This window comes from Rubripirellula lacrimiformis (genome assembly GCF_007741535.1).
GTDB lineage: Bacteria > Planctomycetota > Planctomycetia > Pirellulales > Pirellulaceae > Rubripirellula > Rubripirellula lacrimiformis.
Map to the genome: position 1 here is coordinate 1716027 of NZ_CP036525.1, position 20632 is coordinate 1736658.

The following is a 20632-nucleotide window of genomic DNA, read 5'->3' on the forward strand; positions in this document are numbered from 1 at the left end:
CCGTTCGGCGTAACGGGCACCATATCGGGACTGAATCAAACCCCAATCATCCCCCCCCTCTTTTGAAGGTCTTCGTCATGCGCCGAGCCAAAATCACCGTTGTTGGAGCTGGAAACGTGGGTGCAACTTGTGCTCATTGGTGTGCCGCGGCTGAATTGGGCGACATCGTCCTGTTGGACATCCCACGCACCGAGGACATGCCACGCGGCAAGGCGCTGGACCTGATGCAAGCGTCGCCCATCATGGGATTTGATTCGAACATCGTCGGCACCACCAGCTATGACGACACCGCGGGCAGCGACGTGATCGTTGTGACGGCAGGTATTCCGCGTAAACCGGGGATGAGCCGCGATGACCTGTTGGCGACAAACGCCAAGATCGTCACCGACGTTGCCGAAAACATCAAAGCCACCAGCCCTGATGCCGTTGTGATCGTCGTCAGCAACCCGCTGGACGCCATGGTTCAGCAGATGTTCAAGGTCACCGGCTTTGATGCTGCGAAGGTCTGTGGCCAAGCCGGCGTTCTGGACACCGCTCGCTATCGCACGTTTTTGGCGATGGAATTGGGCGTTAGCGTCGAAGACATCAGTGCCCTGTTGATGGGGGGGCACGGTGACACGATGGTGCCAATCCCAAGCTGCACCAGCGTCGGCGGGATCCCCGTGACCCAATTGATCGATTCGGCACGATTGGAAGAAATCGTCGAACGTACCCGCAAGGGCGGCGCCGAAATCGTTTCTCTGCTGAAGACCGGTTCGGCTTACTACGCACCGGCAGCGGCCTGCACACAAATGGTCGAAGCGGTTGTGAAGGACAAAAAACGCGTTATCCCAGTAGCCGCTTATTGCGACAAGGAATACGGCGTCGGTGGTTACTACGTCGGCGTGCCAGTCGTGATGGGCAGTGGCGGAATCGAGAAGGTTATCGAACTGAACCTGACCGAGAAGGAAACGGCTGACTTCAATAACAGTGTGCAAGCGGTCAAGGACTTGGTCGCGACCATGGATGGCCTGCTTTCAGCTTAGTGCTGATTGCTGTCTAGCATGAAAACGATCGGCCTGGCCGATTGTGGTGGAAGGATTGCCCCATTGAAGTGAAGGAGTCGCTCATCGACGTTGACACCGGTCATCGTCCGCCTTTACTTTTGGACTGACGGGTCGGCATCGCGTGCCGAACACCCGTCGGAATTCCTTCGCATTCCTCAACCATCCAGGCAGCGGCATGAATCGTTTTGAAAAGTCGATGTCATGGGATTTGTCCGCTGATCAAGGTCGGGATCACCAACCAAGTGATTCTGGACCAGGGGCCGATTCGGATCACCCCGGGCAATCTGGCGACGCCGGCCACTTTCAATCGAACTGGGATTCCAGTGGCCACCACCACTTGGCTCCGTTGGGCGATTCGGCGTGGGGCCAGGTGCGGTCCAAACGGTCGTACTTTCTGCCGGTTCATTACACCCCCGGCTATCAATACCCGTTGATCGTGTGGTTGCACAGCGACGGATTCAACGAGAATCAAGTCACCCAAGTCATGCCGCACATCAGTTTGCGGAACTATGTCGCGGTTGGGGTTCGCGGCAATCGCGCCGCCGATTCCATCGGTCATCGGTTTGATTGGCACGACAGCCCGGCCGGGATCGGCAATGCCCACGACGCCGTTGTGGATGCCGCCGATGAAGCCAGCGATCGATATTCGACGAACCCAACAAGAATCATTTTGGCCGGCTATGGGGCCGGTGGTTCGATGGCGCTGCGGATCGCCATGCGTGACCCACGCCGTTTTGCCGCCGCAGTCTCCGTCGGTGGCCGGATGCCGCAAGGGGCGATCCGAAATCCGAACCAGCTTCGCCGACGGCGGATGCCCATGCTGTGGCAATGGTCCAGCGACAACCCCGATTACACCGCCGATGGTTTGAAGACCGATTGCCAATCGGCGATGGCCGTGGGGGCACGTGTCGAGATTCGACAGTACCCCGGTGAAGACGAAATGGACACGGTGGTCCTTTCGGACTTGGATCGTTGGATCATGCGTCAGGTCGTTTCGGGCACGGGTCAGGACGATGATCGTTGGGAATCGACTGCGACGGCCTACTCGGCGAACTAAATTCGACCGGCCAGCGATCGAAAGCGGGCTGCGGCGAAAACACCGGGTGGGAGCCATCGACCCGACGGCATCGGCCGAGGCAAATTCCGCTATCACTGCCCTGCAGTACCATTCCATTCGCTGCTGGCCTGGCCAATTCAGCCGCAAACAGATTCAGCGGGAACGGGATTCAGCGGCAAACAGATTCACCGGTCACCCGATTCACCGGTCACCTTGGGGCCACAGCCGGGCATCTTGGGGCCACAGCCGGGCGATTGGGTGGTATCCGTCGACGATTCTGATTCCGGCGTTTCGGGGGATGGCCAAGCGAATCACTCTTCTTGTGCATGTGCCCCCGTCTGCCATGCTTTTTGCGATACACTAGCGATTCGCTGCGATGTTGGATTCCTTCGCCGTGGCAACCCGCCCACCTCCCAATCTCTCCTGCCTTTCGACCGCTGAGCGTGACGACTCATGAACTCTGGTGATTCCTCCCGCGACGACCAAGCCGATACCGATTTGTCGCCTGATTCAACGGGTCCATCCCCGTTGGAATCGGCGAAATCGAAACAATCGGCCACCCCAACCAAAAATTCCAAAGGCCTGAAGATCTTAGTCGTCGATGACGATTTCGAAATCATCGAGTCGGTTCGTTACGCGCTGGAAGGCGCCGGATACGACGTTGTTGTCGCCAGAGACGGGAATCAGGGGCTAGCACTCGCCGAACGCGAGAATCCCGACTTGATGGTGTTGGACATGATGATGCCCAAGCGAAGTGGTTTTTTGGTCCTGGAAAAACTTCGGCGACTGCGTGACGAACCGTTGCCTGTAATTATGATCACGGGTAACGAAGGCAGTCGCCATAAAGCTTACGCCGAACTCCTTGGCGTCAGCGATTACATTCGCAAACCATTCGCAATGGATCGGTTGGTCGACGCGGTCGGCAAACTCCTGGACGCTTAGCAATATGTACGAAGAACACCTGGCACGTCGCATTCTCACTTACGCGGCGATCTGTGGTGCGTTGGGGGTAGCCATTGGTGCGATCGGGGCTCACTTCCTGCCTGGTTTTCTGGAAAGCCGTGGCTATCCGCAAGACTTGATTGATAAGCGCAGCGAGCAGTTTGGAATCGGTGCTCGCTACCACATGGTGCATGCTTTGGCGTTGCTGGGATTGTCTTGCGTCAAACTTGGTCAACCGATCATTCGACGTTGGGTTTCTCGCATGTTCCTTATTGGGATCGCGGTTTTCAGTGGGTCGCTGTACCTGTTGGCGATTACCGGCAGCAAGATGTTTGCGATGATCACTCCGCTGGGCGGGATCGCGTGGATCGTGGCCTGGGCCGGTCTGGCTTGGATCGCCCAACAGGGCAAAGTCAAAGAGCAGCGATTCCACCAGATTCGCGGAAAAACGCCGTAGTCATCTCTGGCCTACTCGTCGATCTTTGCCCAAGTCGCTAACGTGTCTAACCAGAGGCGGCGAATCGATGGTTGTGCGTTCCCATCAACGCTGTTTTCGGTCGCCTGCGAAAAATTCGAGCCGTCCCTGATCGCTTGAATCGTATCTGTGATGGAATCCCGAAACGCCCAATGGGTTTTGTGATGATGGCATCCGCGGACCAATCTGAATTGACGTTTCCCCCGGCTTGGAATCGTCGTCACCTGTTGGATATGGAAAGTCTGTCGGCGGACGAAATCCGTGCCTTGCTGGACACCGCCCAGCATCTGAAAGAAATCACCGGTGGCTGCCGCGACAAGATCTCGCTGCTGACCGGGAAGACCTGTGCGAACCTGTTTTTTGAAAACAGCACGCGGACCCGCAACAGTTTCTCGTTAGCCGCCAAACGCTTGGGGGCGGACACGGTCGAATTCAGTTCGTCGGGCAGCAGCGTTGCTAAGGGCGAAACCTTTGTCGATACGGCCAAGACGATCGAAGCGATGGGCGTCGATTGGGTGGTCACTCGCCACGCGACTCCCGGCACACCGCACCTGCTAGCCCGCGAAATCAACAGCAGCATCATCAACGCTGGTGATGGCCCCCACGATCATCCGACTCAGGGATTGTTGGACATGCTGACGATTCGCCAGCATCGCGGATCGATCAAGGGGCTGACCGTGGCGTTGGTCGGCGACATCGCCCACAGTCGTACGGCACGAGCCAATATCTGGGGGCTCAGTAAACTGGGCGCCACCGTCATCGTGTGCGGCCCGCCGACCTTGGTCAGCCCGCGGTGGCGCGAACTGGGATTCGAAGTCGCCCATTCGTTGGACGAAATCCTGCCCCGCTGCGACGTGTTGAATCTGTTGCGGATTCAGTTCGAACGGCAAGCGGCCAGACCCTTTCCCAGTGTTCACGAATACGCCGCTCTGTACGCGATGAACGCGGCGCGGATGCGTCGTGCCAAGCAAGACATTTTGATCATGGCACCGGGCCCCATCAATCGTGGCGTTGAAATCACGCCCGAGGTCGCCGATGGTCCACAAAGTGTCATCCTGGAACAGGTCACCAACGGGATCGCGGTCCGCATGGCCGCCCTGTGGCTGACCGCTGGTGCAAACAACGATTCCCATTGATAACCAAGTTATGACTATCCCCGAGACTTCGTTGTTGATCACCGGCGGTCGAGTGATCGATCCTTCGCAGTCGATCGATCGTGTGGCCCGTTTGTTGGTCGTCGATGGACGCATCGAAGCGATCGATCCGGCGGACAGTCAGATCCCCGAATCGGCACGCCACATCGACGCAAGCGGTCGGATCGTCGCCCCCGGCTTTGTGGACTTGGGCGTCGAACTGCGCGAACCAGGGTTCGAAGAAGACGAAACGATCGCTTCGGGAAGCGACGCAGCGTTGGCCGGTGGGTTCACGTCGATCCTGGCCTGCAGCAGCACGTCGCCCTGCATCGATTCGCACGGGGCGGTCGAATTTGTAAGGCAGAAAGCGGTCCAGGCCGACGGTGTCCGCGTTCACGTCATCGGTTGTCTTAGCAAGAACCGAGATGCCAAACAGATGGCGGAACTGGGGCTGCTGCACGAAGCCGGTGCGGTCGCATACAGCGACGCGCCGCGCCCGATGCCCAACGATGCGTTGCTGAAACGGGCACTCGAATATGCCCAGATGTTCAATCTGCCGATCATCAATCGCCCGAATGTGATGACGCTTTCCGAAGGCGGTGTCATGCACGACGGTCAGGTCGCGCTGGTGCTGGGGTTGAAAGGGCTGCCGACCGAAGCCGAGGACTTGGCGGTCGCACGCGATGTTCGGATTGCCGAAGCGACCAGTGGTCGGCTGCACATCGGGCCTGTCAGTACGATGGGGTCTGTCGATTTGATTCGCCGCGTGAAAGAACGCGGGATCCCGATCACCGCATCGGTGTGTCCACACAACCTGTGCCTGGATGATTCTCAGCTGCGATCGTTCGATTCGCGTTTCAAGGTCCATCCGCCGCTGCGCAGCCCGAAACATATCGAAACGCTTTGTGCCGCCGTTGCGGATGGAACCATTGATGCCATCCAGAGCGGTCACATGCCGCGAGCACGCGAAAAGAAGATGGATGACCTGGATGCCTCGCCATTCGGTCTGTCGTCATTAGAAACGACGCTGGCGACCATCTCGACATTCATGTTGGGACTGGAGGGATTCGATTGGTCTGCGGCGATTGATCGGCTGTCGACGGCGCCGGCTAGGATCGCGGGTGTGCCGGGCGGCGATTTGAAAGTGGGATCGTTGGCCGACATCGTGATCATCGATCCGGATGAAAAATGGATCGTAGACGGGCATCAGTTCCGGTCGCATTGCATCAGCACGCCGCTAGACCATTTGGAACTGACCGGCCGCGTGACTCATACCCTGGTCGGCGGCCGAGTGCGTTTTGCGCTGCGACCCGAAACGGAACACCTAGCCTAGCTTTCGTGGCCAAGATTCATCCGGGATCCCCAGCCACAAAGTAGCGACACCCCAATGCCGGCGGTGGTGTTCTTTGTCCCGTCTTGCCAGCCACGAAGTGGCGAAAGCCCAATGCCGGCGGCCTTGGCCGCCGGTGCCGCGTCGGAACCACGAATCCTGCACTCCAATCGCCGCCCAGTGGCGGCGATTGGAGTGCAGGATTCGAACAAAATGCCGGCGGTGGCGCTGTCGCAGCCTTAGTTCTTGATCGCGGTCATGTAGCCGCGGTCGGCGATCGTGTCGTGGTAGTCGCCGACGGTGAAACCCATCGGTGCCATCAGGTCGCCATACTCTTTGGCCGAATAACATTTGCCTTGAGTGATGTTGGCTAACAGGGCTGAGTATTCGGCGACGGGCAGCGGGCCGGTTTTGTCGTCGCGAATGAACGCTTCGTGGATCACGACCAGTCCGCCACTGGGCAGCGCATCGGCTGTTTTTCGTAGCAGCATTTCGACTTCGGGAAAGTCCCAGTCGTGCAGGACGTTGGACAGCAGCACAACATCCGGTGCTTGCGGCCAAGCGTCGTTGAACATGTCGCCGCTGACCACGTCGACGCGGTCTTGCAAGCCGTGCCGTGCGATCTCTTCAGTCACGATTTTGTCGACAGGCGGCTGTTCAAAAACGGTTGCCTTCAGGTGATCGTGAGCCGCAGCGATCGTGGTCGAATAGATCCCCGATCCACCACCCACATCGAGCACGTGGTGGCGGTCGGCAAGTTCGGACGTTAGCGACTTGGCAAGGGCTTGCCCGAACGACAGGCCGCGGCAGTTCATCATGTCGGTGAACCCGCGTGCAAATTCTGGATCCAGCATCGATGCGTGCCAGTCGCTGCCGTCATCGTTGGCTTGCCAATTGCCGGGCTTGCCGCTGCGCAGGACCTTCAAGTGATCCTTCATGATCGACGACTTCGCCAGTGGTTGGTAGTAAGGCCCCAGGAACCATGGTGACGATGAAACCAGATGTTCGCGTCCCGTTGTCGTCAGGCAATGCAGGCCTTGATCGTCGGTTGCGATCAATTCCATCGAACGACACAGGGTCAGCATCACATCGGTGGGCCGATCAAAGATGCTGAACTGATCTAAAATTTGATCAGTGCTTGCCGGGCCGTTCTGGTCCAGCCATGTGAACAGATCCAATTCCAAAACTGCAGCCGCAATCAAGTCTGCGGCGTATTGTCGATCGCGATACCTCAGCAGCAGTGTGGGAGCGGTGGTGGGAGCCTGGCTGAGTGGATGTGGCATTGGTCGAAATCTTTTGCGGGTGACAGTGGGCTGTTGTGCTCGGGGCGGGGGCAATGCAAGGCGGATGGCAGATCGGACTGCCTAACCCGTCGGATGATCGAAGTGGATTGCAGACGTGGTCGCTCCCTCCGGGGGCACCTGCTCCGTCGCCTCTCCCTGGGCCGGAAGCGTGACTTCGACCTCCGTCGGCCTGGGTGTTTGTCGGTTCAAATTCAGATAAATCAACACACCAATCAGCGGCAATCCCATCAACATCATCACGATCAATGATGTACGAAGCGCACTAGCGATGACGGCAGCATTCTGCACGCCATCGGAGTGTTCAGGGGCTTGGGGGGGAGTGTTTGGGGGTTCGGTGTCGGTCATGGAAATGTTTTGTGCTGCGGCTGATCGCGGTCGATGTTAGCGCCGCCAACCTTTCGGCGGCGTGTCGCCGAGAAGGTGACTGCAGCGGCATTGTTATCTGGTTTGTCCTTGGCGTGAAGCATGCAGTGGCATCGGGCGGGCATCCCGTCGTTTCCGCCGGTAGCGCAAGTCGCCAAGACTTTCGGTGATTTTGGGGGGGCGGCAGGGCCGAAAGTCTTGGCGACATTCGCTACGGATGGGTGTCCAACGGGTTCTCCCGTAGCGCAAGTCGCCAAGACTTTCGGTGATTTTGGGGGGGCGTGGCAGGGCCGAAGGTCTTGGCGACATTCGCTACGGATGGGTGTCCGACGGGGCTTCCGGTAGCGCAAGTCGCCAAGACTTTCGGTGATTTTCCGGGGGGCGTGGCAGGGCCGAAAGTCTTGGCGACATTCGCTACGGATGGGTGTCCGACGGGTTCTCCCGTAGCGCAAGTCGCCAAGACTTTCGGTGATTTTCCGGGATGCGTGGCAGGGCCGAAGGTCTTGGCGATATTCGCTACGGATGGGTGTCCGACGGGTTCTCCCGTAGCGCAAGTCGCCAAGACTTTCGGTGATTTCCGGGGGGCGTGGCAGGGCCGAAAGTCTTGGCGACATTCGCTACGGATGAGTGTCCGACGGGGCTTCCGTAGCGCAAGTCGCCAAGACTTTCGGTGATTTCCGGGGGGCGTGGCAGGGCCGAAGGTCTTGGCGACATTCGCTACGGGTGGGTGTCCGACGGGTCTTCCGGTAGCGCAAGTCGCCAAGACTTTCGGTGATTTCCGGGGGCGTGGCAGGGCCGAAAGTCTTGGCGACATTCGCTACGGATGGTAGGGCCGCCGGGTGCCTAACGTTTCACGCCGGGTTCGATGTTGTTCTGGATGTTGGTCCGAGCCGCTTCGATCGCTTGCGCGACTCGCGACGATTCGCTTTCGATGTGCGTTCGCATTCTCGCAATCTCGGCTTCCAGTTTCTGAATCTGCTTCAGGTTCGCTTGGTTGTCTTCTTGCAGTGCCTTTTCCCGATAGAACAAATCGGTCACATCCATCGGTTCGGAAGCATTGACGTTGAATTGTTGCTTGAATTCATCTACCGCTGCGCGACGGATCGACTGGACTTCTTGTTCGGCCAGCGCACGATGTTCAGCTGCTTGCTGATGCAATGATTCCAGCTCTGCAGGATCTACTTTTGCCAAGCCAAGATTTTTCAGCATCGCATCCAACGCTTCGATGTTTGCATCCAACATTTGCTTTCGATGGGACGCATCCAATTCAGCCAACTCCAGATCTTGTTCGCGTCGGATCCGTTTGAGTTCCTTTTCTTTTTCAAACGCGGCCACTTCTATATCGTCGTCGAGTTGTTTTTGCTGGCGTGCGGCAGCGATTCGACTCTCTTCGATTTCGGTGCGTAGGCGATCCACATCTTCGGCAGCGGAGTTCAGGTCCGCCAATTTGCCAATTTCTTCGATCAGGGCGTCGCGCTGCTGAGTCAGTTCCTCCAGTTCGGCCTGCAACTCATCGCGTCGCGCTTCGTGCTCGGCTTGCATCATCTGCAACTTGACATTGTGTTCTCGCGTCGCGCGGTCCAATTGCACGCTTAATTTTTCTTGCGACTCAGAGACTTGCCCGATCACTTTGGCATACTGCTGGCGTCGTTCGTCGGCGAACTTATTTGCTTTGGCCCATTCCGCCTTCTCACGCTCGATCTCCAGTTCAAACTCTTTCATCCGTTCCAGATGCAGTTCTCGCTGGCGGCAATCCTCTGCTTCGGCTTCTTTCAGTTGCAATTCGTATTGCAGTTCCTGCAACTGCACTTCTCCGGGCGAGATCGGGCCGCCTTCTCGCGCTGTCAATTGCCGCATCAGCTCGACGCAGTAATCCTTCGCCTCTTGCGCTTTCAGCCCCTGAACCTCGCTCTCCGAATACGTCAAATTATTGGCCATCGTTTTTTTAGCTCAAAGTTGCAATGTGGAATCAATGCCCTACTGGTCGAGACTGAATCTTACTTGCAGGGAGCATCGAGTCCAGCAGCAGAACCAGATCACTCAGCAAATCCGGTAATGCATTGCATCGAAAGTTAGCAGGGCCGAAGGTCTTGGCGACATTCGCTACGGATGAGTGTCCGACGGGTTCTCCCGGTAGCGCAAGTCGCCAAGACTTTCGGTGATTTTCCGGGGGCGTGGCGGGGCCGAAAGTCTTGGCGACATTCGCTACGGGTGGGTGTCCGGATGCGTGGCGGGGCGGAAGCCCCTTGCGAGATTTGCTACGACCGATTGGCGTATTTGGGATCGGGAAAGCGGTGGCAGTTGGTTCGCTTTAAGAACGAAAGCGTCCGCCACACTCGATTCCAGCTATCGGCTTGAAACAACCGTAACTGCGGATACCCAGGGAGCAGGCAATTTGTGTAAGGGTACTTAGCAAATTGGTCGACTCCTACGAGCTTCTTCCTCTCGGGGTTCCTCGCGATGTATTCGGCGACCGCCTCAATGGCGCCCAGCTCCAATTCATCGTCCTTCAAAACATGGTCGTAGGCTTGCGTCTGCAGTTGGTAACCGATCCGCCGGAAGCAGTCGTTCAGGTCCGAACGCAAGTGTTTCGCCGCCAGGATCTGATCAGAGGATTCCGCCAGTCCGCACCAGAGCAGATGCATGTGATCTGGCATCAAGCAGAAAATCGGACACGCGATCTGGTCGCGAAATGCCACGTGCGTCAGCAGTTCGCGGAACTTGTAAAGGAACCGGGCATCCAGCCAACCTTCTTTCCGGTCCTGGATTGCGAATGTCCAATGCACCCAGGCATGCCCCAAATAGCATTCCGCAGGCAGCCTTTTCAGTCGTTGCTTACGATTGACCATCCCAACATCGTAACGAATGTCGCCAAGGCGTTCGGTGATTTTTTGGGGGCGCGGCGGGGCCGAAAGTCTTGGCGACATTCGCTACGGTGGGTGTCGGAGCTGTCTTTCGGTAGCGCAAGTCGCCAAGACTTTCGGTGATTTTCCGGGGACGCGGCGGGGCCGAAGGTCTTGGCGACATTCGCTACGGGTGGGTGTCCGACGGGTTCTCCCGGTAGCGCAAGTCGCCAAGACTTTCGGTGATTTTCCGGGGGCGCGGCAGGGCCGAAAGTCTTGGCGACATTCGCTACGGTGGGTGTCCGGGGACGCGGCGGGGCCGAAAGTCTTGGCGACATTCGCTACGGTGGGTGTCCGGGGGCGTGGCGGGGCCGAAGGTCTTGGCGACATTCGCTACGGTGGGGTGTCCGGGGGCGTGGCGGGGCCGAAGGTCTTGGCGACATTCGCTACGGTGGGGTGTCCGGGGGCGTGGCAGGGCCGAAGGTCTTGGCGACATTCGCTACGGTGGGTGTCCGGGGGCGTGGCGGGGCCGAAAGTCTTGGCGACTTGCGCTACGGATGGGTGTCCGGGCGCGTAGCGGGGCCACGGGGCTTGGCGACTTGCGCTACGGATGGGGGGAGTGGCGATCGGCGGTGGGACGCGCCGATCGGTGGGGTCACGCTGGGAAGCGGAGTTTGGCTAGCGGAGGATTGCTATGAAGAATTTCGCCCGAGTCCGAAACCTTCAAGTAATAGGACGCGCCGATATGGACTCGCGTTGTGAAGGCTGAATCCCCCGTGGGGTCCAGCTTTTCCCAAATGTTGACTCGATAGTTGCCATTGTGATGCTGGCAGACCTCGACATTATGCAGACGGGGTGGCTTGCCGATTTTGTCCAGAATCTGCGCTTTGATTTTCTCCGTATGGTCGGATTCCGCTACGGGGTCATCTTTCTGTGGGGCTGCTTGATCGACTTTTGCCATGATTTCCTCGGCCACTAAAATGCGATGGGATGCCGAACTGTACAGCGACCATGCCATTGGGTGCCACCCGTCAATCCGCGAATCGCCCCAAGATCAACGCCGGGATTGCCGCTTGGTTTGCGAATCCAATGGAAAAGCACGGTTGTGCGAATTGCCGCTTTTTCAACTTAGGCATCCCCCACGCTGACTAGAACCGGTCAAACCGCGTCATTACCGTACCGCTGTGCTGCCGATTGGCTGCGTCGGTCGGTGCCAGAACTGACGGAACGATTGTTCTCTTTGGCGGTGGTCGGCGTTCAAACGATGGCGGTTTTCCGATTCGGCCTGTTGATTGGCTGGCGGTGGGTAGCTGGTCATCGATCGGTACGGCAGCGGGCCAATCGTTTGCCCCGCCAACGTGTTCAGGTCGGCGTCTTTATCCCAGCCCACATTGTGCATGACAAAGTCGCGGACCCATCCGTCCGGCACCGGTTCCGGGGGTGCTGCGAACGACAGTCGGATTTCATCGCCCGCACCGATCACGACCATCCGGTCGTCCCACTCGGCAAGCAAGTCAATGCAGTCGCCGCGGCCGGTCAACTTGCCTCGCAGCGGCGGCCATCGCGGTGACGAAGATGTGTTTTGGTAGTCGTAGGTTTCGGGGCTGCGGGGGTGGGGTTGGCTGCGAGCGGAAAAGCCGTGGAAATCCACGGATGCCGAAACCAATTCCAGCGGTGTCGATCGATAGGTCGCTGGTTCCTGCTGCGTCACCAACTCGGCCGCATCCCAGTAGATCTGTGCGGACGTTCGGACTCTTAGACGAGGATCATCGCGATCGACGATGTCGGTGACGTCGATCACGATCGTCTTGGTTTTGCCGCCGGGGAACCCTGCGAACGGGATCGCGTTTCGCCAACCGTCTTCGGCCTGATCGTCGGGGACCCATACCGAGGGAAACTCGATTGCCGCCAGGTCGTCGTTTTGGTCAATCTGGATGTTTAGCGAAGTGTCTGTGGGCAGGATCCAGCCAGTCATCACCAGGTAAACCGAGCCATCGTTTGATAAAGCATCGAACTGCAGATCGACCCAGTGTGGCGGGCACAGACCCTGGCGAAGTCGGCGATCGAACCCTTGCATGGAATCGCCGTCGATTTGGGCCAGCGACGATAGCACGTCGTTGCCGTTGGTGTCGACGGCCGCCACGGCGGGGCGACGGTCCTGCGGATCGAAGGCAAAGATGGTCGGTGTTGCCAGATTGCCGGGGCCGACCTTTTCGTTGGTCCACACGTCGACGTCGGCTGGGTGGTCGACCGCCGACAGTTTGATCTCGTCAAAGTAGGCGACTTCCCACAGTTCCTCGGTGACGCGGAATTCGTAGCGACCATCGCGCGGTCGGATCGATCGTCCGTCGATCTTCAGGTATTCCCAAGGTCGATCCTTGGCGACGATCCCGTCGGCGACCTGCAGACCCAGTGGGGCGGCCCATAAACAGTCGGTCACAAATTGAAATTGTTCGCCGTCCCATGCGTAGAGGTAGGGGCACGATCCTTTCAACGTTTGTTCTTCTTCGACCAGCGTGTCGGGCTGGATGTCGCGTGTGGTTTGGGTGAGTCCGTTGGGCAGGATGGCTCGTAGATCCCCAGCGTCGTCGAACCCGTCGATGCCAAAGTGGGTGGAAGGCGATTGGACGATGCGGGCGCGATAGTGCGGTCCAAATCGCAGTTCCAACACGCTGCCGATCGCAAAATGATTGACGCGTCCGGTCGCGTTGTCGTCGATACCCTTGAATCGGACGTTGATGTGATGCCCCGGCGAATCGGTTCGGTTGATCGCGGTTTGGACCGTGCCATCGCTGATCAACGCAAAGTCCAATACCCCATCGTCGTTGAAATCACAGGGCGCGGTTCGAAACGTTTGGACGGTCGTCGATGGGGTGCGTGTGGATTCGTCACCGTTGTCATCCGGGGTGTCGTTGGCGTGAAGCCCGGGGCCGGATTGACCGAATCCCCAAGGGCCGATGGGAGTGATCGCATTGTTGGTGATCAGATCCAACCAGGAATCATTGTCCAGGTCGGCAATCGACATCTCGCTTGCCGATGCCGCCGACCTTTCGATCCGGTCGATGGTCCAGGCACCCGCGTCGGCAGTTTGCGAAAACACGATCGCCGCTTCCTCGGGGCCGCCAACGATCAGGTCCCAAGACACATTGCCATCGACGTCTTCGATGGCGATCGCCGATGCGCCTTCGATCACAGGGATTTCTTCCAAAATTCGACCTCGAAACTGCAAGTGAAGCAGGTTTTCGATGATGCCGACATGGCCGCTTTCGTGTGTCGTCACCAGATCTAGGTCCAGGTCGCGGTCCAAGTCACCGATCGCGATCGACGTCACCGCGTCGGATTGGCCGAACGGGGCTCGTGTCGTCGGCAATTCAAAGAACGTGCGATTGCCACGATTGACGAACATGCGAACGCCGTCGTCTTGGGTTGCGAATACCAAATCCAAGTCGCCATCGGCGTCCAAGTCACCTGCAATCGCTGTTTGGACTCCGGTCACATCGGACAGGCCGGTATCGGAATCGATCACCAGCAATCGTTGGGCGTCGCTGGTGTCGGTGCGTCCGTCGACGGCCACCAGCGACACGCCCTGGTCACCACAGAGCACTAGACAGGGCAGCGTGTTATGGCGGTTTGCCACCGATTTGCCGCTGGAACGCAATCGATCGGGGCTGCTGCTGTCGACCATGAACAGGTCGGCGATCACGATCGTCGTGGGAACAAAGGCAATCGATGTGGATGCGGCTTCGGTCCACTGCTGGTCGCCGTCGTTTCGCAGCAGGTACAGCTTCGCGCCCTGGCCGTCCGTCGCCGGTCCGACGGTGACGAGGTCCGAATCGAGGTCCAGATCAAAATCGATCGTCGCCGCGATGGCTTGGTTCTCGGGTGCATCGATTGGTCGCCGATCGAACTGGATCGGCGATCCGCCTTGCGCGACGGGATCTGCAGCGGCGATCGCGGCCGATACGCGGCGGAGCGAATCGAACGACAAGTGATCCAGCGGGTGGGGCGCAGCCAAGCGGCGATCCGTCTTCACGATCTCGGTCCCGTTCAGCACGTTGAACCACTGCAGCATGCGAGTTTCGGCGGTTGACCAATCGTCGGATTCGATCGCGGCCGTGATGCTGGCGACCAATTCATCGGGAGTCATGCCAATCGCGCGTGTTTCGCGTCCGACCAAGGGTGCAACGGCGCTGGCCAATTGGCCGGTCAGCAGAACAAATTTCCCCGCTTCCTTGTCTTTGGTTTCGATGCCCAGTCGGGCGGCTCGCAGCGCAAAGAACAAGTTGTCAGGATGTCGATCCGACAGCACCTTCAGCGTGGCGGACGCGGTTGCCAACGTTTTGGTTGGCAGTCCATCGATCGGGTCCTCCATCTGCGTTAGGACGTCGATCATCGAACCGCCCAGGATTCTGGCCTGCGGTTGGTTGCCCAGGGGGCCTCGGATGGCGTCGGACAACCGGGTAAAGATTTCGCGGCGCAGCGATTTGGTCATCGATGCCGGCAACAGCGAAGCTTCCCGCAAATCGATTCGCGTCCGCATCCAAAGCGATTCGATGTCGCCGGAGGATGCCGCATCGTATTGGTCGATGGCTGAACGCGCCCCCGCGATGGCGCTGGGAAGTTGGCTTCGGGCAGCCTGTTTATCGGTTGCCGCTAGCGAGGGATTGGCGACCTGGGCGGCCAAATGGTCGACCCGCAGGATCCGGTTCAGGGCGCGGTTCAACAGAATCGATTCGTCGTTTGGCGATTGGCTAGCCAAAATATCCCAGGTTTCGTCAGCCGATTCCGTTTCCAGATTTTCGGTAGCTGCTAGTGCCGATCGGTTCCAGGATAGGGATTGTTGGGCGGATTCGCCCGTGGCTTGCGGGCCGGTATGATTGCCGTTTTGGCCTTCGTGGTTGTCACCGGGGCGCAGCCAAAGGATGATCGCGGCCACAGCAATCACTGCGATCGCAGCTGCAATGATTTTTGTTTTTGTGTTCGTCGGGCCTGTGTCGCTCATCAATGCTTTCCCCTGTCCCATCCTTTTCGATATCCTGTCTGTCATGAACGTAACAAAATTTATCGATGTTTCAGGTGCCTCGCGAGTTGGATTGGTCGAAGGCGACCAACTTTATCCGCTGCAGTTGGGCAATTCGTACCGCAATCTGTCTGACCTGTTGGCTGCCGACAGCCCGATATCGGCCGTCGGTTCGTTGACACGCGACGCCGCGATCACGATCGACGATTCGATCCAGTGGCTGCCGCCAATCGATCAGCAAGAGGTTTGGGCGGCTGGCGTGACCTACAAACGGAGCCAAACGGCGCGGATGGAAGAATCCGAAGCGGCCGCGTCGTGCTATGACCGGGTCTACAACGCCGATCGCCCCGAATTGTTTTTCAAGGCGACTGCCCACCGTGTTTCCGGCCACAACGGATGCTTGCGAATCCGCACCGACGCGACCTGGAACGTTCCCGAGCCCGAAGTCACTTTGGTGCTCTCGCCGCAATTGAAAATTGTGGGTTTGACGGTCGGCAATGACATGAGTTCGCGGGACATCGAAGGTGACAACCCGCTGTACCTGCCGCAGGCGAAATGTTACGACCAGTGTGCCGGGCTGGGGCCTTGGATCACGCTGTACGATTCATTACCGCCGGTCAGTGAAATTCAAGTCGATCTGAAAATTTCGCGGGACGGAACCGTGGTTTTCGACCAACAAACCGGTGCCGACCAGATGGCTCGCAAGTTCGAAGATCTGGTGGGCTGGCTCGGCCGCGACAACAGTTTCCCCGACGGTGCGTTCTTGATGACAGGAACCGGGATCGTTCCCACCAGCGATTTTACGTTGGCCGCCGGCGACGTGGTCGACATCACGATCGGCGGCGTGGGCACCCTGTCCAACACCATCGTCCAAGGTTAACGGCAAGCCAAGTTCGCACGCCACTGCGACGATGCCAACCATTTCATCATTCATCCACCAGGTTATTTCGATATGACGACATCTACTGCTACCGTTCGCCCTGTGTTGATCGCTGGCCAATGGCGTGACGCCAAAGTTGCGGGCACCTTCCAGGCGACCGACCCGAACAAAAACACCAAACTGGAAGCCGAATTTCCCGTCAGTTCGTGGGCGGATTGTGACGAAGCACTCGATGCGGCCGTCGACGCCGCTGCCCAGCTGCGCAAGCTGCCCACCGCCAAGATCGCCGAGTTCTTGGAACGATACGCCGACCGCATCGAAGCGGCCAAGGACGCCTTGGTCGAAGCCGCTTTCTCCGAGACCGGTTTAGGGAAAAGCCCACGCCTAGCCGACGTTGAATTGCCGCGTACCAGCAACCAGCTGCGAGCTGCCGCCAAGGCTTGCCGCACTGGAAACTGGGCGATGGCAACGATCGATACCGCCGCCGGCATTCGCAGCGTCTTCGAGCCACTGGGGCCCGTCTGCGTCTTCGGTCCGAACAATTTTCCGTTCGCTTTCAACAGTGTCTCCGGCGGAGACTTTGCAGCCGCCATCGCGGCTGGCAACCCAGTCATCGGCAAAGCCAACAGCTCGCATCCCGAAACGACTCGCTTGTTGGCCAAAGAGGCGGCGGAGGCGTTGGCGGAAACCGGGTTGCCGGCGGCGACTGTTCAACTGATCTATCGCACCAGCCATGCCGATGGCGAACGATTGGTTTCCGATCCTCGCACGGGAGCCACCGGCTACACCGGCAGTCGTGGAGCCGGTCTGACGTTGAAAGCAGCCGCCGACAAGGCTGGCAAACCGATCTACTTGGAACTGTCCAGCGTCAATCCCGTCGTGATCACGCCCGCCGCCCTGGCCCAGCGCGGGGACGCTATCGTCAGCGAGTTCATGACCAGTGTGTTGATGGGAACCGGTCAGTTCTGTACCAACCCCGGCATGGTGATGTTGGTCGCCGGCGAAGCGACGGACAAGTTCATCGCTGCGGTTACCGAAAAATTCAGCAGCTCGCCGGCCGGCACGCTGTTGTCACCTGCGGTCGCCAACAGTTTGGCGTCCAGCGTGAAAACGCTTTGCGATTTTGGTGCTGAACTGTTGACCGGTGGCGGCCAGATCGAAACCGATCGATGTGCGATGGCCAATACGCTGCTGAAAGCGACGGCTAAGGATTTCTTGGGCAACCCCGAAGGATTTCAAACCGAAGCATTCGGAAACGCCAGCCTGTTGTTGGTCGCCGACAATGTGGATCAGCTGTGCGAAGCGATCGGTCATCTAGAAGGCAACCTGACCGGATGTGTGTACACCGCCGAAGACGGCAGCGACGAAGACGACTACGCGGCGATCAGTTTCGAACTGGCACCCAAAGTGGGGCGACTGTTGAACGACAAAATGCCGACGGGCGTGGCGGTTTCGGCTGCGATGAACCACGGTGGACCCTACCCTGCGACCGGACACCCAGGCTTTACCGCCGTCGGCGTTCCCGGTTCGTTGGTGCGGTTCGGCAAACTGACGAGCTATGACAACGTGCGACCGGATCGATTGCCAGCCATCCTAGGCAACAGCAATCCAACGGGCGAAACATGGCGATTGGTCGACGGCCAATGGTCGACCAGCGATGTCAGCTAGTCGCTAGCCCGCTTCGTGCGTCGTGGGATTTGCCAGAATTCCTTGGCATGAATTGCATTTCAACGCGTGCTTCTGCGACCGAGCAAGCACGCGAAGAAGTTCGAGTTCGAGTTCGAGTTCAAGTTCGAGTTCGAGTTCGAGTTCGAGTTCGAGTTCGAGTTCAAGTTCAAGTTCAAGTTCAAGTTCAAGTTCAAGTTCAAGTTCAAGTTCAAGTTCAAGTTCAAGTTCAAGTTCAAGTTTGAGTTTGAGTTTGAGTTTGAGTTTGAGTTTTCTGACGGGATTGCTGCCTCGACTTAAACTCGAACTCGAACTTAAACTCGAACTTTCTTTCTTTCTTTCTTTCTTTCTTTCTTTCCCGGTGCAACCTCAACCGCCGGCAGCCAACCATTCCGAGTCCACCACAACATCATCGCGGTTCAGCGCCGACCATTGAAAGTCGCCCGTCGGATCGGCTATGCCCGTGGTTTCGATCGCCCAGTCGATGATCCGTTTGGGCGCGATGCCAAGTTCCCGGAAATGGCTCAGCCGAGTGTCGCCGTGCCGCTTGGCCAAACGTCGACCATCGGGGCCACGCACCAGCGGTACGTGGGCGAAGTGCGGCGGTGAGTGCTGCAGAACGCGATAGATTTCCAGTTGGCGAAAAGTGCTGGCGATCAAATCGTTGCCGCGCACCGCTTCGGTCACGCCCATCGCCGCATCGTCCACGACGACGGCCAACTGGTACGACGGTGCACCGTTTTTCTGGGTGATCGCAAAGTCGCCCAGATCGGTTGCGGGGACGCAGGCTTGGGATCCCATCACCAAGTCATCAAACGCGACGGTCTGGGTGCCCGCGCGAAAACGCCAACAGAATGTGTCGGGGGGCGGGACTTCGTCGCCCCGCTGCCATCCCGCGCACGTGCCCGGATAGATCGGGCCTTCGTGTTCGAAGTGCGGCGCCGAACCGGATTCTTCGATGTCCTTTCGCGTGCACGTGCATGGATACACTCGGTCGGCTTGGATCAGTCGGTCCAAAGCATCCCGGTACAGATCGATTCGCTGCGTTTGGACATAGGGCCCATGGGGGCCGCCGACGTCGGGGCCTTCGTCCCAGCGGATCCCCAGCCAGCGCAGGTCGTCGATGGCTTGCTGTGTCGCCCACGGTTTGATGCGGGGCGAATCGACATCTTCAATCCGCAGGATCATGCCAGCGCCGCTGGCCATGGCCGACCAGTGTGCCAACAGATAAGTGCGCGCGTTGCCCAGATGTTGAGCGCCGGTCGGTGATGGTGCCAACCGAGATTTCATCATCGTCAGGTGTCGCTTTCTAGCCGCTAGGGAGAAACGCGGAGCAGCATTTCGTAGCGAAAGTCGCCAAGACTTTCGGTGATCCTTTCAACGGCAATGGTGAGCCGCTGGCCGTGAGGCCACTGTCATTGGGGGGGATTCCCGGCCGCTCACGCGATCACGGCTCACTCAATCGAAAAACATTTCGTAGCGAAAGTCGCCAAGACTTTCGGTGATCCTTTCTAAGCGGCCCGGCGGACGCCCTCTTCGGGGCCGATATGTTGGCCAAGAGTTTCAATTTCCAGCTTCAAAAGCTTTCTGGCGATCCGGCCAGCCGATGGACGGTCGGCGGGATCTTCGGCGACCATCGCTTCGACCAAATCCGCGATCGGTTCCAGCGTACTGCGGCTGGCGGGATGAGTGTGTGTCAGCCACTGCCAAAGCATACGCCCCATCGAAAACACATCGGCCGCCGGTAGTGCAGCGTGATTGCCCGCCAAGGTTTCCGGAGCCGCGTAGGCAGGCGTGCCACGGAATTGAGTCGGGGTGACGGTGTGGATTCGCGATGCAAAGCCCAGGTCCACCAGGGTCACGTGTCCACGCGAACCAACGATGATGTTTTCGGGCTTCACGTCGCCGTGGACCCAACCAGAACCGTGCAACGATTCAAGCGCCTGTGCGACTTGGCGAACCAACCACAGTGCGACGGGCAACGGTTTCAGTTCGGATGCGTCCAGGTGCGACTGCATCGTGACGCCGTCCAAACGTGGCATCACCAAATACGGGGACGTGCTAGAGTTTGACGCGTCCAATACGGCAACCAGGTTGGGGTGCACGATGGACGACGCGGCAGCAACAAATTGTGTGATCTGACGGCGGCTTTCGATATCGGTGCCCGTGGATCGTTTGATCACGTAGTCCCACCGTGGGCTGCCGCTCGCGTCGGCCGGTTGGGCCAGCGATAGTTCCGTTGTCGCAGTCTGGTGCAACGACTTGCCGACACGCCAAATTCCTAAAATGGTCGGCGAGGTCGACGAAGTGGTCGCGGCAGCTGTCGTTTGGGAACGCATAGGAGAAACGTTCGTCACGGGGCAATCCTTTGCTCGGCATCGATAAACGGGAGTCATCCTATTATCGACCACGTAGCGGTGCTGAGGCGAGCGAGGCCAGCGCCATCGACACAGCTTACCGGTCTTGCCTAACCAGAACCTGCAAAGCCGATTCCATCCCCGACGGAGTGGGATTCGCCAGAATTCCTTTCAAGCACGCAGTGGTTGTGAATCCCTCTGCCGACCCTGACGCGGT

17 protein-coding genes are annotated in these 20632 nt (G+C 58.6%); 9 read left to right on the top strand and 8 right to left on the bottom strand.

All coding sequences use genetic code 11. The features are described 5' to 3' along the window. The first annotated feature begins 77 nt into the window (after positions 1-77). The 6 genes from mdh (at position 78) to K227x_RS06040 (ending at position 5986) form a co-directional block, all read left to right on the top strand. Positions 78-1025: a malate dehydrogenase gene (gene mdh / locus K227x_RS06015; protein WP_145168693.1), complete on the top strand. Its 948-nt coding sequence runs from the start codon at positions 78-80 to the stop codon at positions 1023-1025. Positions 1026-1221: 196 nt separating this feature from the next. Beyond that, entirely contained in the window at positions 1222-2103 is an 882-nt protein-coding gene (locus K227x_RS06020) for an alpha/beta hydrolase (RefSeq protein ID WP_145168694.1), read from the top strand. Positions 2104-2556: 453 nt separating this feature from the next. Beyond that, positions 2557-3045 carry a response regulator transcription factor gene (locus tag K227x_RS06025; RefSeq protein ID WP_145168695.1) on the top strand — a complete coding sequence of 163 codons (489 nt, stop codon included), beginning with the start codon at positions 2557-2559 and terminating at the stop codon, positions 3043-3045. A 4-nt stretch (positions 3046-3049) separates the two neighbouring features. Next, on the top strand, positions 3050-3502 hold the full coding sequence (locus K227x_RS06030; RefSeq protein ID WP_145168696.1) for a DUF423 domain-containing protein: 453 nt from the start codon (positions 3050-3052) through the stop codon (positions 3500-3502). 182 nt (positions 3503-3684) lie between these two features. Next, positions 3685-4656, top strand: coding sequence for an aspartate carbamoyltransferase catalytic subunit (locus K227x_RS06035; protein WP_145168697.1), 972 nt, complete (start codon positions 3685-3687; stop codon positions 4654-4656). A 16-nt stretch (positions 4657-4672) separates the two neighbouring features. Beyond that, positions 4673-5986, top strand: a complete 1314-nt coding sequence (locus K227x_RS06040; RefSeq protein WP_145177343.1) for a dihydroorotase — start codon at positions 4673-4675, stop codon at positions 5984-5986. Positions 5987-6222: 236 nt separating this feature from the next. Here the strand turns inward: K227x_RS06040 and K227x_RS06045 are convergent, their stop codons facing one another. The 6 genes from K227x_RS06045 to K227x_RS06070 form a co-directional block, all read right to left on the bottom strand. After that, the gene (locus K227x_RS06045; RefSeq protein ID WP_145168698.1) at positions 6223-7266 is read right to left on the bottom strand and encodes a methyltransferase; all 1044 of its coding nucleotides are present in this window, start codon (positions 7264-7266) and stop codon (positions 6223-6225) included. An 81-nt stretch (positions 7267-7347) separates the two neighbouring features. Further along, positions 7348-7632 carry a hypothetical protein gene (locus K227x_RS06050; protein WP_145168699.1) on the bottom strand — a complete coding sequence of 95 codons (285 nt, stop codon included), beginning with the start codon at positions 7630-7632 and terminating at the stop codon, positions 7348-7350. 861 nt (positions 7633-8493) lie between these two features. Next, positions 8494-9588 (bottom strand): coiled-coil domain-containing protein, encoded by a 1095-nt coding sequence (locus K227x_RS06055; RefSeq protein ID WP_145168700.1) that lies wholly within the window; start codon positions 9586-9588, stop codon positions 8494-8496. Positions 9589-9908: 320 nt separating this feature from the next. Next, positions 9909-10577: a hypothetical protein gene (locus K227x_RS06060; protein ID WP_246146575.1), complete on the bottom strand. Its 669-nt coding sequence runs from the start codon at positions 10575-10577 to the stop codon at positions 9909-9911. 571 nt (positions 10578-11148) lie between these two features. Beyond that, the gene (locus K227x_RS06065; RefSeq protein ID WP_246146576.1) at positions 11149-11511 is read right to left on the bottom strand and encodes a hypothetical protein; all 363 of its coding nucleotides are present in this window, start codon (positions 11509-11511) and stop codon (positions 11149-11151) included. A 153-nt stretch (positions 11512-11664) separates the two neighbouring features. After that, on the bottom strand, positions 11665-15495 hold the full coding sequence (locus K227x_RS06070; RefSeq protein WP_145168701.1) for an FG-GAP-like repeat-containing protein: 3831 nt from the start codon (positions 15493-15495) through the stop codon (positions 11665-11667). A gap of 43 nt (positions 15496-15538) precedes the next feature. Between K227x_RS06070 and K227x_RS06075 the strand changes: the two genes are divergently transcribed. The 3 genes from K227x_RS06075 to K227x_RS30275 all read left to right on the top strand — a co-directional run bounded on the left by K227x_RS06075 (position 15539) and on the right by K227x_RS30275 (position 18358). Continuing rightward, positions 15539-16393 (top strand): fumarylacetoacetate hydrolase family protein, encoded by an 855-nt coding sequence (locus K227x_RS06075; protein WP_145168702.1) that lies wholly within the window; start codon positions 15539-15541, stop codon positions 16391-16393. A gap of 72 nt (positions 16394-16465) precedes the next feature. After that, positions 16466-18061 (top strand): aldehyde dehydrogenase (NADP(+)), encoded by a 1596-nt coding sequence (locus K227x_RS06080; protein ID WP_145168703.1) that lies wholly within the window; start codon positions 16466-16468, stop codon positions 18059-18061. Between the two features lie 66 nt (positions 18062-18127). Beyond that, entirely contained in the window at positions 18128-18358 is a 231-nt protein-coding gene (locus K227x_RS30275) for a hypothetical protein (protein WP_218933796.1), read from the top strand. A 69-nt stretch (positions 18359-18427) separates the two neighbouring features. On the opposite strand, the gene gluQRS is transcribed toward K227x_RS30275, so the two are convergent. Both gluQRS and K227x_RS06095 read right to left on the bottom strand, forming a co-directional pair. Continuing rightward, on the bottom strand, positions 18428-19351 hold the full coding sequence (gene gluQRS, locus K227x_RS06090; RefSeq protein WP_145168705.1) for a tRNA glutamyl-Q(34) synthetase GluQRS: 924 nt from the start codon (positions 19349-19351) through the stop codon (positions 18428-18430). Positions 19352-19569: 218 nt separating this feature from the next. Then, a complete protein-coding gene (locus tag K227x_RS06095; RefSeq protein WP_145168706.1) occupies positions 19570-20397 on the bottom strand; it encodes a protein kinase domain-containing protein in 828 nt (275 codons plus the stop codon). Between the last annotated feature and the right edge of the window lie 235 nt (positions 20398-20632).